Here is a 16,402-nt window from a genome sequence, read left to right as displayed (position 1 = left end):
TATGACGGAACGAATTTTAAGTGGAACACTCACTAAGAAAAATGTAGGAGAAAAAGTGCTGCTGAAGGGATGGGTACAAAAAAGACGGGATCTTGGCGGATTAATTTTTATCGATTTACGAGACAAATCAGGTCTCGTTCAAGTAGTGTTCAATCCTGATAATTCCAAAGATGCCTTGGAAACAGCTGAATCAGTTCGAACCGAATATGTGATTGAAATAACCGGTGAAGTAGTGAAGCGGGATGAGAGTACTGTCAATGATGCCCTGGAAACCGGTGAAATAGAGATAATGGCTGATAGACTTATTATTTTGAATAAGGCGAAGACACCGCCATTCCTTATCCAGGATCAATCTGATGTAACCGAGGATATGCGATTAAAGTATCGTTACATTGATTTACGCAGAAATGTTTTGCAGAATACGTTTAAATTAAGGCACCAGACAACACAATCAGTAAGGAACTTTTTGAATAATCGGGAGTTTTTGGAAATGGAAACCCCGATTTTAACGAAAAGCACACCCGAAGGAGCACGTGACTATCTTGTGCCAAGTCGCGTGCATGAAGGTGAATTTTATGCATTGCCACAATCCCCACAACTGTTTAAACAGCTGATCATGTTGGGCGGTTTTGAGAGATATTATCAGATTGCCCGTTGTTTCAGAGACGAGGATCTTCGGGCGGATCGTCAGCCGGAGTTTACTCAGATTGATATTGAAACATCTTTTATGACAAGTAATGAAATTATGGAAATGACAGAAGAAATGATGAAGCAGGTTATGAAAGAAATTAAACATATCGATATTGAAACACCGTTCAAACGGATTCCATATGACGAAGCAATGGCCAGGTTTGGTTCAGATAAACCGGATACCAGGTTTGGAATGGAACTGATTCATGTTTCCGATGTACTGGCAGATTCATCGTTTAAGGTTTTTCAAGGAGCCATCAGTGCCAAAGGGAAAGTATGCCTGCTGAATGTAAAAGGGCAGGCTGATAATTATTCGAGAAAAGACCTCGATAAACTGACTGATTTTGTAAAAGTATACGATGCCAAAGGAATGGCTTGGTTGAAGGCAGAAGGGGATGAGTTGAAAGGTCCGATTGCAAAGTTTTTGACGGAAGAAGAAAAGGCTGGACTGATTGAGCGGGCAAATGCAGCTGATGGTGACCTGCTGCTATTCGGTTCGGATAAGACAAGTGTGGTGTATGATGCACTGGGGGCGTTGCGTCTTAAACTGGGACGGGAACTTGGTCTCATCGATGAGAGTCAGTTTAATTATTTGTGGGTAACCGATTGGCCGCTGTTTGAATATGATGAAGGTCTGAATCGGTACACGGCTGCACATCATCCATTTACAATGCCTGCAGGTGGGGATGTTGAAAAATTGAAATCCAATCCGGAGAGCGTTCGAGCAAATGCATATGACCTTGTATTGAATGGATATGAGCTTGGTGGAGGTTCATTGCGTATTCATAAACGTGAACTGCAGGATACTATGTTTGAAGTGTTGGGTTTCACCAAGGAAGAAGCTAATGAACAGTTTGGATTTCTGCTGGAGGCATTGGAATATGGAGCACCGCCTCATGGGGGCATAGCGTTGGGACTGGACCGGATTATTATGCTGCTGGCAGGAAGGTCCAATTTGCGGGATACGATTCTGTTTCCAAAAACGGCATCAGCTTCCGACTTGCTTACCGATGCACCGGATGGAGTGAGTCAAGCACAACTGGAAGAACTCTCTATTCATGTTGACGGAAAAAAATGAGTAGAAGTTGGTAATGTTGTAGAAATGTAATTTTTGTAATCAATCCTTTAAATTTAGAATATTGAAAATCGAAATGAACTGTGGTAGAATAAATTTACAGTTGAAGTAAGGAGAATAAGCAATCCTGATGTGTACGTCTGCCATAATCGTTTTGACCGAACATCTATATAAACGGGAGCCTGTAGTGTTTCCATGTTGCGTGCGCGCCTCGTCCGAGGAAGCATAATAAATATGGAACAGGGCACCCACCTGCCGAGAGCGGGATCAAAACTTATGGACGGCACGATTGGGATATGAGGCTGGGACAAAACCCAGTAAAATAGAATAAGCGTGGTCTCCACCATTAAGTGGAAAGACCACGCTTATTTTTTTGCTTTTAATAAACAAAAAGGACACCTTCTGATAAAATTAAAGTAACCACACAATAATCATCGGAGGTGTCCTTATGTTTAAACATTATAACATGAATCAAGTGGTTTTGCCGTTAGATTTAGAAATAAAACTTCAAGAAGATGATATTGCTTACGCTGTGAATGACATAGTGGAAGCTATTCCGGATGATGCATTCATTAACTTTTTACGTGACACTGGTTGTCCAGCTTATCATCCACGCATGATGATGAAAATTATTTTATGTGCTTACACGCAATCTGTTTTCTCTGGCAGAAAGGTGGAAGGATTACTGAACGATAGTGTACGTATGATGTGGTTAGCCCAGGGATATGAGCCGAGTTATCGCACCATCAATCGATTCCGTGTTCATCCAGAGGTCAAAGAACTATTGCGTCAGTGCTTCGTGCAATTTCGTTGTCAGCTTGTACGGGAAGAACAGATAGATGAAGAAGCGATTTTTATGGACGGAACCAAAATCGAAGCGAATGCCAATAAGTATACATTTGTTTGGCGTAAAGCGATTGAAAAATACAGTGCCAATTTGGTGGAGAAGTCCAACCAGATGTATGATGAACTATTGGAAAAAGAAATTATTCCGGAAATCGAACGGGAAAGCGCAGATGAGCTATCTACCGATGAGCTCGAAAAAGTAGTCGAAAAGCTGGATGAGAACGTTGAAGCCTATAATAAAAAAATCGAAGCAAGTGAAGATGGAAGCGAACGGAAACGGCTTCGCTCCGAACGCAAAACACCGAAACAATATCGTAAACAATTTAAGGATTACGTGGCACGCAAACAGAAATACCAGCAGGACATGGAAACCTTCAGAACACGCAACAGTTACTCCAAGACAGATCATGATGCCACGTTTATGCGAATGAAAGATGACCATATGAGAAATGGCCAACTGAAAGCAGGCTATAATGTGCAACTTGCGACAGAAGGACAATATGCGCTCGCTTATGATGTGTTTCCAAACCCGACAGATACACGTACATTCATTCCTTTTCTGGATCATATCGAGGAACGTTTCTTTAAGCTACCGACGTATATTGTCGCTGACGCAGGCTATGGAAGTGAACAAAACTACGAAGACGTCATCGAGAATCGGAAACGCACGCCACTGATTACGTATAACCAATACCGTAAAGAGAAGAAAAAGAAATATAAGGAAAACGCCTTTAATGTAGCCAATTGGGAATATAGCGAGGAAAATGATACCTTTACCTGTCCGAATGGTAAAAGATTAACCTTCCGCTATATGTCCAACCGAACAGACCGATATGGTTATACAAGGACATTTAAAGTTTATGAATGTGAAGACTGTTCCGGTTGTCCGTTACGATCCCAATGCACCAAAGCAAAGGAAGGCCATAACCGAAGAATTTATTATAACCAAAAGTGGGAGCAACAAAAAGCATATACGAGACAACAGCTTTCGGAAAAAGAAACTGGTGAAATTTACGGTAAACGTAAAATTGAGGTGGAACCAGTCTTCGGATTCTTGAAGGCTAATTTGCGTTTCACCCGTTTTTCTGTACGGGGCAAAGAGAAAGTGGAAAATGAATTAGGATTTGCATTCATGGCGGTGAACTTGCGAAAGTACACTGCCATGAACGTAAATCAACCAACAGATCATAAAAATAATCCAAATCAAAATGGTTCCGATCACCAACAATCGATGATCGGAACCATTTTTAAGTTATTTTTGGCTAGTTATGTCCCAGCCTCTTGGCAGTTAACAGAATCGCTTTAACGCTTTAACGAATGCCAACTTTTCTAAAAGCTGGTTCTTACGCTTTTTTAGTTACCCGAACTATCCGCCACCTGTTGGAGGTTTCCGTTTTTATCCATTTTAAATGATGGTGCTTTAAATGCTCCCTGATCTTCTAAAACCGTCATTTTTCTGGCGCGGTCCATAATTTGCATGAATACCTGATAATCCTCTTGTACAGCTGCAAACTGTTTTTTGGTTTCTGCAAGTTTATTTTCCAACTCTTCTACATGTTCCCGTAACATTCGGTTTTCATTTTCAGCTTGTTCCAATGATACTTTCGATTGATTGGAAGCATGATAGTCTTCTTTCAGTTGGGTTAAATAATGAATGACAGTATCCATACTGAGTTCCGGTGTTTCTGATTGCTGTATTTCAGTGTTTGTGACAGTTGTACGCTGCGGAAGAGGTGCAACTGTTTGTTTGCTTTTTGATGCGTTTACAGCTTGTGCACGTTTCTTCTCTTTCCGCTGACGTTTTGCCAGATCGATAGCATTTTCATATTTTGCCCGGACTTCCGCGTTCCACCTAAATCCACAGGCAGCTGAAGTCCTGTTTAGTTTATCTCCTACTTCTTCAAATGCATTTAACTGGGTGCTTCCTTCCCGTATATGGCGCAAGACCGTTTCTGCCAGTAACAGGTCATCTTCGTGTGACCAGGCATCCTGTCTGACTTTAACCATTTTTTCATCTCCTTTTCCAAATCGGCATGTTCATAACATAGATTAAAATCTTTATGACTATTGTGACCGGTATGAAAAGGATTTATACGTCTACTATCTAGTATTTATCAGAGTCGGACTGTATTTTCTCATAAACCTGCTTCAGTGCCCGTTCAAATTTGCCAGAATCCTTTGGCTGGTAGTAGTGTTTGTTTTTTATAGAATCAGGCAGATATTGTTGTTTTACCCATCCGTTATCGTAATTGTGCGGATATTGATATTCAATACCTCTACCTAATTGTTTGGCACCCTGATAATGGGAATCTTTCAGATGAGCAGGTACATCGCCGCTTTTCCCGCTGCGGATATCCGACAAAGCTTTGTCAAGCGCATTATAGGCTGTATTTGATTTTGGAGAGAGGGCCAGTTCAATAATAGCTACTGATAAAGGTATCCTTGCCTCGGGAAAGCCTACCCGTTCGGCAGCCTGAACGGCGGCAATTGCCCGCGGACCCGCCTGCGGGTTGGCCAGACCGATATCTTCATATGCACAAACAATCATGCGCCGTGCAATACTGTCTAAATCTCCGGCTTCTATCAGGCGTGATAAATAATGCAATGCTGCATTGACGTCACTTCCTCTGATAGATTTTTGAAACGCTGACAGTACATCATAATGGGCATCACCGTCCTTATCATGGGAGAAACTCTTCTTCTGCATACATTCTTCGGCAATGTCCAGGTTAAGGATAATTTCACCCTGTTCATTTTCGGGTGTTGAATATACAGCGAGCTCCAGACCATTAAGCGCAGCGCGTAAATCACCGCCCGAGGCAAAAGCAAAGTGATCCAATGCCTCATCAGATATATTTATCTTTCGGGACCCAAAACCATTTGTTTCATCACTCACAGCACGATGTATTGCTGTTTTGACATGGTCTGCAGTCAGTTTATGCACCTCGAATAGATGACATCTGCTTCGGATTGCCGGATTGATGGAATGGTATGGATTACTGGTTGTACAGCCGATTAAAGTAATTAAATTGCTTTCGATATGTGGCAGCAGAAAATCCTGCTTTGCTTTGTCCAGTCGATGAACTTCATCCAGAACCATTACCGATTGGCCGGTCATCTTTGCTTCTTCGACAGCAATTTCCATATCTTTTTTTTTGTCTACTACCGCATTTAGTATTTTAAATGGGAGGTTCAGACTTTTAGCCAGCGCAACTGCCATGGACGTTTTCCCCGTACCTGGCGGACCGAATAGGATCATGGATGCCAGACGATCCGCCTGAACCATACGATTTAATATTTTGCCTTCACTGATCAGGTGTTCCTGGCCAATTATGTCATCGATATTGGTCGGGCGCATTTTATATGCAAGTGGTTGTTGATTCATTTTCCATCTTCCTTTGTATGAAAATAATAGTTTGTATATCAGCGTAATCTTGAATTTCCTGAAATGCAACATGGTTGTCATTCATGCTATAATAACATGTATTGAAAAACAGAAATAATGAAAGCTATAGAATTATCATAAATAAGAGGTGTCATTATGAAGATTTCAACAAAGGGAAGATATGGGCTTACCATCATGATTGAATTGGCCAGAAAGTATGGAAATGGTCCAATGTCTTTAAAAGCGATAGCACGGGAGAAGAATTTATCCGAACATTACCTGGAACAACTGGCAGCACCACTGCGCAATGCCGGTCTTATTAATAGTATCCGCGGGGCTTATGGCGGGTATGTTTTGGCGAAAAAACCGGGTGAAATTAAAGCAGGAGATGTAATCCGTGTTCTGGAAGGCCCGATTTCCCCGGTTGAAGGCATTGAAGAAGAAGAACCCGCACAGCAAGCGTTGTGGATCAGGATACGGGATGCTGTACGGGACGTTTTGGATACAACAACATTGGATGATTTAAAAAAGCATCAGGACGACAAATTACAGGATGCTTATATGTTTTATATATAATTATTTGGAAACAGAAAGGGTTTGGAAAGATTGGACTATATTTATTTGGACCATGCTGCAACAGCACCAATGGATAAACGGGTAACAGATGCGATGGTTCCTGTTATGAATGGGGTTTTCGGAAACCCGTCAAGTGTTCATTCTTTTGGGAGAAAAGCACGGCAGCATTTGGATGAAGCACGCCGAGTTATGGCTGGGAGTATTCAGGCAAATGAGAAGGAAATCATTTTAACCGGCGGCGGAACCGAAGCTGATAATCTGGCATTGATTGGAACTGCATTTGCCAATCAACATAAAGGCAATCACATTATTACTACGGTACAGGAGCATCATGCTACACTTCATACTGCTCATTACCTTGAAAGCAAAGGGTTTGACGTGACATATCTTCCAGTCGATGAAACAGGCGTGGTGTCATCGGACGCTGTAAAAGATGCGCTTACCGACGACACGATTTTGGTATCAGTCATGTATGTCAATAATGAAACTGGTATGATTCAGCCTATTAAAGAGATTGGTGAAATCTTATCCAGGCATCAGGCATATTTTCATACAGATGCTGTACAGGCATACGGTTTGCTTGATATTGATGTAAAAGATTCCGGCATTGATATGTTGTCGGTATCATCACACAAATTAAGCGGTCCAAAAGGGATTGGTTTCTTATATGCTGCCGATGATGTGAAGCTTGAAGCGATCCAGTATGGTGGTGAGCAGGAAAGGAAACGCAGGCCAGGCACAGAGAACGTGGCCGGTGCTGTAGGGTTTCAAAAAGCGGTTGAAATTATGATGGAGAGCAAAGTGAATCGAAACAAGCTGTATGCCGACTTTAAAGGTTTGTTTATAAATGAATTGACCGAAGCAGGTGTGCAATTTGAAGTAAATGGAACTGCCGAAAATGCAATTGCTTCCATTATGAATATCAGTTTTCCAGGAACCAATGTTGAGTCCATGCTGACTAATCTTGATCTCGACAGGATTGCAGTATCAAGCGGGAGTGCATGTACAGCGGGATCTGTTGAACCTTCACATGTACTGACCGCCATGTATGGAGAAAATAATGAGCGGACAACCAATTCCATACGGTTCAGTTTCGGAATTCATAATACAAAAGAAAATGTGAAAGATGCAGCCGGACGTGTTGCAAAAATCGTCAGACGTTTGTCTGCGAGTAAGGAGGTGCAACAATGAAGCGTAAAGAAGATACAAGAGTAGTAGTTGGTATGAGCGGAGGAGTTGATTCCTCAGTTGCAGCACTGTTGTTGAAAGAACAAGGCTACGATGTAGTTGGTATTTTTATGAAAAATTGGGATGATACGGATAAAAATGGTGTTTGCACGGCGACGGAAGATTTTGATGACGTTGTCAGGGTCTGCAATCAGCTTGATATTCCATATTTTGCGGTAAATTTTGAAAAGCAGTACTGGGATAAAGTGTTCACCTATTTTTTAGATGAATATAAAGCCGGACGAACGCCTAATCCTGATGTGATGTGCAATAAGGAGATTAAATTCAAAGCATTTCTTGACCATGCATTGTCTCTGGGAGCGGATTATTTGGCAACCGGACACTATGCACAAGTAAGGGAAAACAATGGCAGATATGAAATGCTTCGTGGAGTTGATGACAATAAGGACCAGACATATTTCCTGAATCAATTGACAGAAGATGTTCTAGAAAAAGTAATGTTTCCGCTGGGACATCTGCAAAAGCAAGAAGTACGTAAAATTGCCAAAGAACACGACCTGGTTACGGCAACAAAGAAAGACAGTACAGGAATATGTTTTATCGGAGAACGCAATTTCAAGGAATTTCTGAGCGAGTATTTACCGGCACAGCCTGGATTGATGAAAACTTTGTCAGGAACTGAAAAAGGGCGCCACGATGGATTAATGTATTACACAATTGGTCAGCGTCAAGGCTTGGGAATAGGCGGTTCCGGAGATCCATGGTTTGTTGTTGGCAAGAACCTGGAAGACAATGTCCTCTATGTTGAGCAAGGTTTTGCAAATGATAAACTTTATTCAGACGGGCTGTTGGCAATGGACGTAAACTGGATTGGTGACACGCCGGCCGAACCTTTTACATGTACCGCTAAGTTTCGATATCGGCAAAAAGATAGTGAAGTCATTGTACATCCGCTTGATGATGGAAAGGTGAACGTGGAATTCAAAGACACACAGCGAGCTGTTACACCTGGACAGGCAGTTGTATTTTATGATGGAGAGATTTGCCTTGGCGGGGGTACCATCGATGAAGTATTCAAAAATGACGCCTCATTGGATTATGTCGGATAACATTCAGGATCATCTTGCATGATCCTCTATTTTTTTAGCAAAAGCTGAAAACGCGGAAAGGGCTGAATATAATGGACAAGACCGAACAGGCGATTGAATTGATGAAGGAACAGAAATATGAAAAAGCGGCAGAATTGTTTAATGAAATTATCGAGGCAAACCCGGAGGAACCATTGGGTTATATTAACTTTGGTAATTTATTGCTGCATATTAATGATTTTGAACGAGCGCAGCGCTTTTTTGAACGAGCGATTGAACTGGATCAGTATGCCGCAACAGCCTATTATGGACTGGGTAATATTTATTATGAACAATCACTCTACCCTAAAGCACAGGAAAATTTTCAGAAAGCAATTGAAATCGGATTACTGGAAGCAGATGCCTATTTTATGCTTGGTATGACTTTTTACCATCAGGAGCATTTCAAGCTTGCATTGCCATATCTGCAACGGGCAACTGAGCTGGATTCGGAAGATGAGGAAGTGCTGTTTCAGTATGGATTGACACTTGCACAAAGTGATCACCTCAAGGATGCCAAAGGGGTGTTTGAAAAAGTACTGAAGCTGGAATCACAGCATAGTGATGCACACTATAATTTAGGAGTTATCGCATTGTACGATGAAGATCTTACACAAGCATTGCATCACTTTGATGAGGCGTTGGAAATACAGCCGGAGCACACACTGGCAGCTAACGGAAAAGGCCAAATTGAACAGTTACTGAACAATACCGATTTGTAAGATGGCGGGGTAATGTTAATGGCAGCAGACAGCAAAATGGATCATGAAAGAGGATATATTAAGGGAGAGCTTCTGTATACCATTTTTCAGAATGAGCAGGAGCATTTTTCAATTGCAAAAATAAAGGTACATGATACAAATGAGGACCTTAAGGCGAAAGATATCGTGATTAAAGGTTATTTTTCCAATTTGCAGGATGCAACGGTCTATAATTTTTACGGAACCTTTGAAAACCATGTGAAATTTGGCATGCAATATAATGTAAGCTCATATCAGACATTTATTCCGGAAACGAAAGATGGTCTGGCTGCCTACCTGTCCAGTGATCTGTTTTATGGCATCGGTAAAAAAACTGCTGAGAAAGTTGTGGGGAAATTAGGTGAGCAGGCGATTTCCGAAATCCTGAATAACCCGGATGTGTTAAAGGAAATCCCCGGCTTGAAGGCGGAGAAAAGAGACTTTTTGGTAAAGACACTGCAGGAAAATCAGGGGTTTGAACATGTTGTTGTTTATCTCGCTAAATATGGAATCGGGCTGAAATTGGCGCAGAAAGTATTTCAGGAATATAAAGAGCGGGCAATTGAGGTGCTGGAAAGTGATCCGTATCAGTATGTGTTTGATATCGAAGGGTTCGGGTTTCGAACGGCGGATCATATCGCCCAGCAAAACGGTCTGTCGCTAACACATCCTAATCGTATTTCAGCGGGGTGTATTTATGTTTTACAGAAAAATATTCAAAATGGACATGTCTACCTGCCGTTGGATACATGCATTGGTCAGGTAATGGAATTGCTGTTTGACCATCAACAGCCCCTTACATATGATAATGTTTCAGAATTATTGATGGAACTTAACAAAACGAAGAAAGTCATCATTCAGAATGGTAATGTTTATCTGCCATCACTTTATTACGCTGAAGATGGTTTTGCTTCAAGTGTCAAACGATTGATGGAAAAACCAGTTGAAACTGATACGACAACGGCAGAATTAATGAAAATAATCGGTGATATTGAGGAAACAGAAATTTTAAGTTATGGCAAGGAACAATTCGATGCATTAAGTAAGGCACTGCAGTCAAAATTAATGATCGTTACAGGTGGTCCGGGGACTGGAAAAACAACTGTTATTAAAGGGATTGTAAAGGCTTATGCATCGATTCATCAGATGTCCATGGATCCTAAAGATTATGATTCTGAAACTGATTTTCCTTTTGTATTAACAGCTCCAACAGGCCGTGCTTCAAAAAGACTCAATGAATCAACCGGGCTGCCGGCAGTTACGATTCATCGTTTGCTGGGTTGGGATGGTCATAACGGTTTCAGTAAAAATGAGGATGATCAGCTGGCAGGCAAGTATCTGATTATTGATGAATTTTCAATGGTTGATATATGGCTGGCTAACAGTTTGTTTAAGGCTATCCCCGATGATATGCAAGTATTGATTGTTGGTGATGAGGATCAGCTTCCATCGGTCGGACCTGGTCAGGTATTGTCAGATTTATTAAGCAGCGGATTTATATCATTTGTGAGTTTGAATGAAGTATACCGGCAGAAAGAAGGATCAAAAATTATTCAGCTTGCACATTTAATTAAACATGATCGATGCAGTAATGAATCTTTGGCAAATGATAAAGATTTCAGTTTTATTGCCTGCAGGGAATTTCAAATGATTGATGTTATTAATAAAGTGTTTACCAGTGCCAAGCGGAAAGGAATAGACCCGAAAACCATCCAGGTTCTTGCTCCAATGTACCGTTCACAGGCTGGAATAAACGTGATAAACAGACATTTGCAGGCACTTATTAACCCAAAAACCGCTGCGAAACGTGAAGTGAAAGCAAATGATGTGCTATTCCGGATTGGTGATAAAGTAATTCAGCTTGTGAACCAACCGGAAGATGGCGTGTTCAACGGAGATATAGGTGAGGTCGCCGCTATCTTTGAAGAAGATGAAAATAAGGATCATGTTGAACAACTGGTTATCACGTTTGATGGAAAAGAAGTCGTATATGAACGTAAGGATTATATAAATCTGATGCACGCTTATTGTATATCCATCCATAAATCACAGGGCAGCGAATTCCCCATCGTCATTTTGCCTGTAGCATCCGGTTATAACCGGATGCTCAGGAAAAACCTGTTGTACACAGCTATTACCAGAAGCAAGCAATCATTGATTATTTGCGGGGAACAGCATGCATTTTTAAAAGGAGTTCGTACAAAAGACACAAATAAACGATATACATCGTTAACATATTTATTGGAAACGAGAATATCAAACACTATGCCGGAACCTGAGAACGATTCGGAAGAGGAAGAAATTTCGCCATATGATTTCATGTGAAAGTGAGGTATATTTTTTTAATTTCGGGCAACGATAAATAGAAAAACTCTGGCCTAGCTTTGACAGGTAAGAAAGTATAAAATTTTCTTACTGCATAAATGCAACTAAGGCCGTCACCTAAAGGCTTGGTGAAAACCAAGTTTTCTAATCAAAGGAGCTTTATGTATGTTCGAATGCCCGAATTGCAAAGGGAATGATCTGGGTAAAATTGGTCCACAGCAATACTACTGCTGGAATTGTTTTATCGAATTGTCTGTTGATGAAAATGTGCTTGCAATTCATCAGGTGGAATCAGATGGTTCGCTTAGTTCACTCGATGACTTGTTTACTGAAGATGAACGGAAGATTCAATGGTAGTCCTTAGCAATGACTTATGTCTTTATATGTGCTGAGGGGGAATTACATGTTTAAAACCAAGCTGTTGAATTTATTTCTGACTTCCCTTACCGGAATAATTATAATATTATTTGTTTTTCTGGTTATTAAACTGTTTCCATTTATTGGAGCTGTTTTTTCATTTCTTTGGCATATTGCTGCTCCGTTTTTGGCAGCCGGACTTATTGCTTACTTGCTATTTCCTGTTGTCCGGAAGATGAGCCAATATAATATGCCAAAAGGCTTGGCAATAATGATAATTTACGTGGTATTTTTCGGAGGAAGTGCCTACCTGATCTACCGGGTTTACCCTGCAATGATACATCAACTGGGCGGGTTGAAAGAACAATTGCCGCATCTTTTAAAACTGTATCGTGATTTTGTTTATTCGTTGTATGAATTTACGTCCTTTTTACCGGAACATTTCCATGATAAAATGGATGAGCTTTTGTATGAAATGGAAACCTACGTTGAAAACTTGCTTACCAATTTGGTTCGAGGATTTACAAAGATTTTTGATATGATCATCCTTTTAACCATAATTCCTGTCCTGGTATTTTATTTTTTAAAGGATCTCACACAATTGAAGGAATTTATAAAACAATGGGTACCGGAAAAATACCGAGGTGATTTGAGTCAATTTATCCGTTCTTTGGATAGTAGTTTAGGCAGCTATATCCGAGGGCAGCTTTTCGTTTGTCTAATTGTATCAACAGCTGCATTTGCATTTCTCTATTATTTAGATATTAACTATGCTTTGCTGCTGGCTGTTTTTATTGGTATAACGAATTTAATACCTTATTTCGGACCAATTATCGGAGCAGTGCCTGTGATTGCAATAACTGCTGCGACCGCCTCTGAACTGTTGCTTGTTGTTATTATCGGTTTATTTGTTATCCAGCTTATTGAAGGGAATTTGCTGACTCCGTATATAATGGGGAAAAGCATCCAGATTCACCCGGTAGCAATTATCCTTGCATTGTTTGTTGGAGGCGAAATATTTGGTATCATCGGAATGATTCTGGCCGTCCCTGCTCTAACCGTTCTGAAGGTGGTTTTTGAACAGACAACAGCTCTGGGTCGAAATCATTGACATATTCCTATTGTTTTCTTATAATATCGCATAACTGATAAATACAAGAAGGCGTTGAAGACACGGAGTACATGATACTATTTTAAAGAGAGAGACTTCCGTTTCGGCTGTAAGAAGTCTTAAATGAAAGGTCATGGAAAGCTATGTCGGAGTGCGGTTAATCCCCGCCGGTTTGCAAACCGTTAGCATGCTTAAGTGATGAACCATTATTTGGTTCATAATTAGGGTGGTACCGCGATGAATCTCGTCCCTGCAACGATGCAGAGAGGAGATTTTTTTAATGAATTAAACTGCAGATATGGAGGATGGAGCATGAAAAACTTAACATCAGCTCAGGTAAGGCAAATGTTTTTGGATTTCTTTAAAGAAAAAGGGCATGGCGTCGAACCGAGTGCATCACTTGTGCCAAAAGAAGACCCGACTTTACTTTGGATTAACAGTGGTGTTGCTACGCTGAAAAAATATTTTGACGGTCGGGTAATTCCGGAAAACCCCCGCATTGTGAACGCACAGAAGTCAATTCGGACAAATGATATTGAAAATGTCGGATTTACCGCACGACATCATACATTCTTTGAAATGCTGGGGAACTTTTCAATCGGCGACTATTTCAAAAAAGAAGCAATGGAATGGGCATGGGAATTCCTGACAAGTGACAAGTGGATTGGCTTTGATGCTGACCGCCTGTCGGTTACGGTACACCCGGAGGACGATGAAGCGTATGATTTATGGCTTAATCATGTTAACATTCCGGAAGAACGTATTATCCGTCTCGAGGAAAATTTCTGGGATATCGGAGAAGGTCCAAGCGGTCCCAATACAGAAATTTTTTATGACCGTGGTAAAAAATATGGGTCTGATCCAAATGACCCTGAACTGTACCCGGGTGGCGAAAATGAACGGTATCTGGAAATATGGAACCTGGTATTTTCCCAGTTCAACCATAATCCGGATGATACGTACACACCGCTGCCAAAGAAAAATATTGATACAGGTATGGGGCTTGAACGGATCGTTTGTGTCATTCAGGATACACCGACAAACTTTGAAACTGACCTGTTTATGCCGCTAATCCAAAAAACAGAAGAATTGTCTGGAGTGTCTTATGGACAAAGCAAAGATGCGGATACGGCCTTTAAGGTAATTGCTGATCATATCCGAACAGTTACATTTGCCATTGGCGATAATGCAGTTCCATCGAATGAAGGCAGGGGCTATGTGCTGAGAAGGTTATTGCGCCGCGCAGTCCGTTTTGCCAAACAGATTGGTATTGATAAACCATTTATGTACGAACTGGTTCCGGTTGTTGGTGAAATCATGAAAGATTTTTATCCGGAGGTTGTCAAACAATACGAATATATTGAAAATGTAGTAAAGGCCGAAGAAGAACGTTTCCATGAAACGCTTCATGATGGCTTGGAAATATTAACAACAATTATGGAGAAAGAAAAACAAAAAGGAAGCAATGTTTTTCCTGGAACAGAGGTATTCCGGCTTTATGACACGTATGGTTTCCCGAAAGAATTAACTGAGGAATATGTAGCTGAAGAAGGCTTCATTATTGATGACGAAGGGTTCCAGCATGAAATGGAAATGCAGCGTGACCGTGCCCGTAAAGCCCGCCAGAAAACGGATTCGATGCAAGTGCAAGATGGTGTCTTAGGTGAGCTGGATGCAGAAAGCTCGTTTATTGGTTATGAGCATGGTGAAGTGGAGACTTCTATTACCGCCATTGTCTCCGCTGATCAATTCGTGGATTCGGCACCCTCTGGCGACAGTGTTCTCGTTACGATGAAGGAAACGCCGTTTTATGCAGAAAGCGGTGGACAGATTGCCGATCAAGGTTGGATTTACACTGACAACTTCTCGGGTTATATTGAGGATGTACAAAAAGCACCAAAAGGCCAGCATATTCACAAGGTAAATATTAAAGATGGAGAGATTTGTGTAGGTGATTCCGTCAAAGCTATTATTGATAAGGAGTTCCGGAAATCAATCATCAAAAATCACACGGCAACACACCTTCTTCATCAGGCATTAAAAGATGTACTGGGTGATCATGTCAATCAATCCGGATCGCTTGTAACACCAGACCGGTTACGTTTTGATTTTTCCCATTTTGGCAGTGTGGAATCCGAGCAGCTGGAAGAGATTGAGCACAATGTAAACCGTAAAATTTGGGAATCCATTCCTTTGGTTATTGAAAACATGAAAATTGATGAAGCCAAGGAAATGGGGGCTATGGCTTTATTTGGTGAAAAATACGGAGATATCGTCCGCGTTGTGCAAATAAGTGATTACAGCATTGAATTGTGCGGTGGCTGTCATGTAACGAACACAGCAGAAATTGGGTTGTTTAAGCTTGTTTCTGAAACAGGCATCGGGGCAGGAACAAGACGAATTGAGGCCGTTTCAAGTAAAAAGGCGTATGAGTATATAAACAGTAAGCTTGACCTGCTCCATGAAACAGCACAGCTGCTTAAAACCAGTGAAGAAAATGCACCTGAGCGTGTGGAAGTTCTTTTCCAGGATATGAAAGCACTGGAGAAAACAAATGAGTCCTTAAGTGCCAAATTATCCAATGCTGAAGCTTCATCCATCCTTGATAAAGCAGAAGAAGTCCATGGCGTAAACGTTCTGGCGCAGCAAGTAAGCGTAAAAGACATGAATCAGCTCCGAAATATGGTGGACGACCTGAAGCAAAAAATGGGAACAGGCGTTATTCTTCTTGCTGCTGAGAATAACGGGAAAGTCCAGCTTGCAGCAGGTGTATCAAAAGACCTGATGGACAATGGACTCCATGCCGGAAATCTGATTAAACAGGCTGCCAAACTGTGCGGCGGCGGTGGAGGCGGCCGCCCGGATATGGCACAGGCAGGTGGTAAGAATCCTGAAAAGATTGATGAGGCACTTTTATTTGCAGCAAAATATGTTAAAGATAATACGGAAGAATAATCTCTTCCTTTCAATCTGATAAAAAAT

At 41.2% G+C, this 16,402-nt stretch carries 12 protein-coding genes, 1 other RNA gene and 1 other annotated feature; of the genes, 11 read left to right on the top strand and 2 right to left on the bottom strand.

The window, feature by feature from the left end; translation table 11 throughout:
- The first annotated feature begins 1 nt into the window (after position 1).
- From aspS to HUX68_RS05625, 3 genes are all read left to right on the top strand, one after another.
- Complete coding sequence (gene aspS / locus HUX68_RS05635) at positions 2 to 1,768, top strand: aspartate--tRNA ligase (RefSeq protein ID WP_174613905.1); 1,767 nt, start codon at positions 2 to 4, stop codon at positions 1,766 to 1,768.
- A 118-nt stretch (positions 1,769 to 1,886) separates the two neighbouring features.
- Positions 1,887 to 2,065, top strand: a non-coding RNA gene (gene ssrS / locus HUX68_RS05630) — 6S RNA.
- Positions 2,066 to 2,213: 148 nt separating this feature from the next.
- A complete protein-coding gene (locus HUX68_RS05625; RefSeq protein WP_217424788.1) occupies positions 2,214 to 3,917 on the top strand; it encodes an IS1182 family transposase in 1,704 nt (567 codons plus the stop codon).
- A gap of 47 nt (positions 3,918 to 3,964) precedes the next feature.
- On the opposite strand, the gene HUX68_RS05620 is transcribed toward HUX68_RS05625, so the two are convergent.
- Complete coding sequence (locus HUX68_RS05620; protein ID WP_174613904.1) at positions 3,965 to 4,618, bottom strand: RsfA family transcriptional regulator; 654 nt, start codon at positions 4,616 to 4,618, stop codon at positions 3,965 to 3,967.
- Positions 4,619 to 4,715: 97 nt separating this feature from the next.
- Positions 4,716 to 5,996: a replication-associated recombination protein A gene (locus tag HUX68_RS05615; RefSeq protein ID WP_174613903.1), complete on the bottom strand. Its 1,281-nt coding sequence runs from the start codon at positions 5,994 to 5,996 to the stop codon at positions 4,716 to 4,718.
- Positions 5,997 to 6,152: 156 nt separating this feature from the next.
- Between HUX68_RS05615 and cymR the strand changes: the two genes are divergently transcribed.
- The 8 genes from cymR (at position 6,153) to alaS (ending at position 16,375) form a co-directional block, all read left to right on the top strand.
- A complete protein-coding gene (gene cymR / locus HUX68_RS05610; RefSeq protein WP_174613902.1) occupies positions 6,153 to 6,572 on the top strand; it encodes a cysteine metabolism transcriptional regulator CymR in 420 nt (139 codons plus the stop codon).
- 30 nt (positions 6,573 to 6,602) lie between these two features.
- Positions 6,603 to 7,763 carry a cysteine desulfurase family protein gene (locus tag HUX68_RS05605; protein WP_174613901.1) on the top strand — a complete coding sequence of 387 codons (1,161 nt, stop codon included), beginning with the start codon at positions 6,603 to 6,605 and terminating at the stop codon, positions 7,761 to 7,763.
- Entirely contained in the window at positions 7,760 to 8,869 is a 1,110-nt protein-coding gene (gene mnmA, locus HUX68_RS05600; RefSeq protein WP_174613900.1) for a tRNA 2-thiouridine(34) synthase MnmA, read from the top strand. The genes HUX68_RS05605 and mnmA overlap by 4 nt, the downstream gene beginning before the upstream one ends.
- A gap of 71 nt (positions 8,870 to 8,940) precedes the next feature.
- Entirely contained in the window at positions 8,941 to 9,609 is a 669-nt protein-coding gene (locus tag HUX68_RS05595; RefSeq protein ID WP_174613899.1) for a tetratricopeptide repeat protein, read from the top strand.
- An 18-nt stretch (positions 9,610 to 9,627) separates the two neighbouring features.
- Positions 9,628 to 11,952 carry an SF1B family DNA helicase RecD2 gene (gene recD2, locus HUX68_RS05590; protein ID WP_174613898.1) on the top strand — a complete coding sequence of 775 codons (2,325 nt, stop codon included), beginning with the start codon at positions 9,628 to 9,630 and terminating at the stop codon, positions 11,950 to 11,952.
- A gap of 165 nt (positions 11,953 to 12,117) precedes the next feature.
- Positions 12,118 to 12,309 (top strand): hypothetical protein, encoded by a 192-nt coding sequence (locus HUX68_RS05585; protein WP_174613897.1) that lies wholly within the window; start codon positions 12,118 to 12,120, stop codon positions 12,307 to 12,309.
- A 46-nt stretch (positions 12,310 to 12,355) separates the two neighbouring features.
- Complete coding sequence (locus tag HUX68_RS05580) at positions 12,356 to 13,420, top strand: AI-2E family transporter (RefSeq protein WP_174613896.1); 1,065 nt, start codon at positions 12,356 to 12,358, stop codon at positions 13,418 to 13,420.
- 45 nt (positions 13,421 to 13,465) lie between these two features.
- Positions 13,466 to 13,675: a binding site (T-box leader), on the top strand.
- A gap of 57 nt (positions 13,676 to 13,732) precedes the next feature.
- On the top strand, positions 13,733 to 16,375 hold the full coding sequence (gene alaS / locus HUX68_RS05575) for an alanine--tRNA ligase (RefSeq protein WP_174613895.1): 2,643 nt from the start codon (positions 13,733 to 13,735) through the stop codon (positions 16,373 to 16,375).
- Positions 16,376 to 16,402 lie beyond the last annotated feature (27 nt).

This window comes from Virgibacillus ihumii (genome assembly GCF_902726655.1).
In the GTDB taxonomy this organism is placed as follows: domain Bacteria; phylum Bacillota; class Bacilli; order Bacillales; family Amphibacillaceae; genus Lentibacillus; species Lentibacillus ihumii.
The sequence above is the reverse complement of the archived record's forward strand: the minus strand, read 5'-3'. Positions and strand labels throughout refer to the sequence as shown.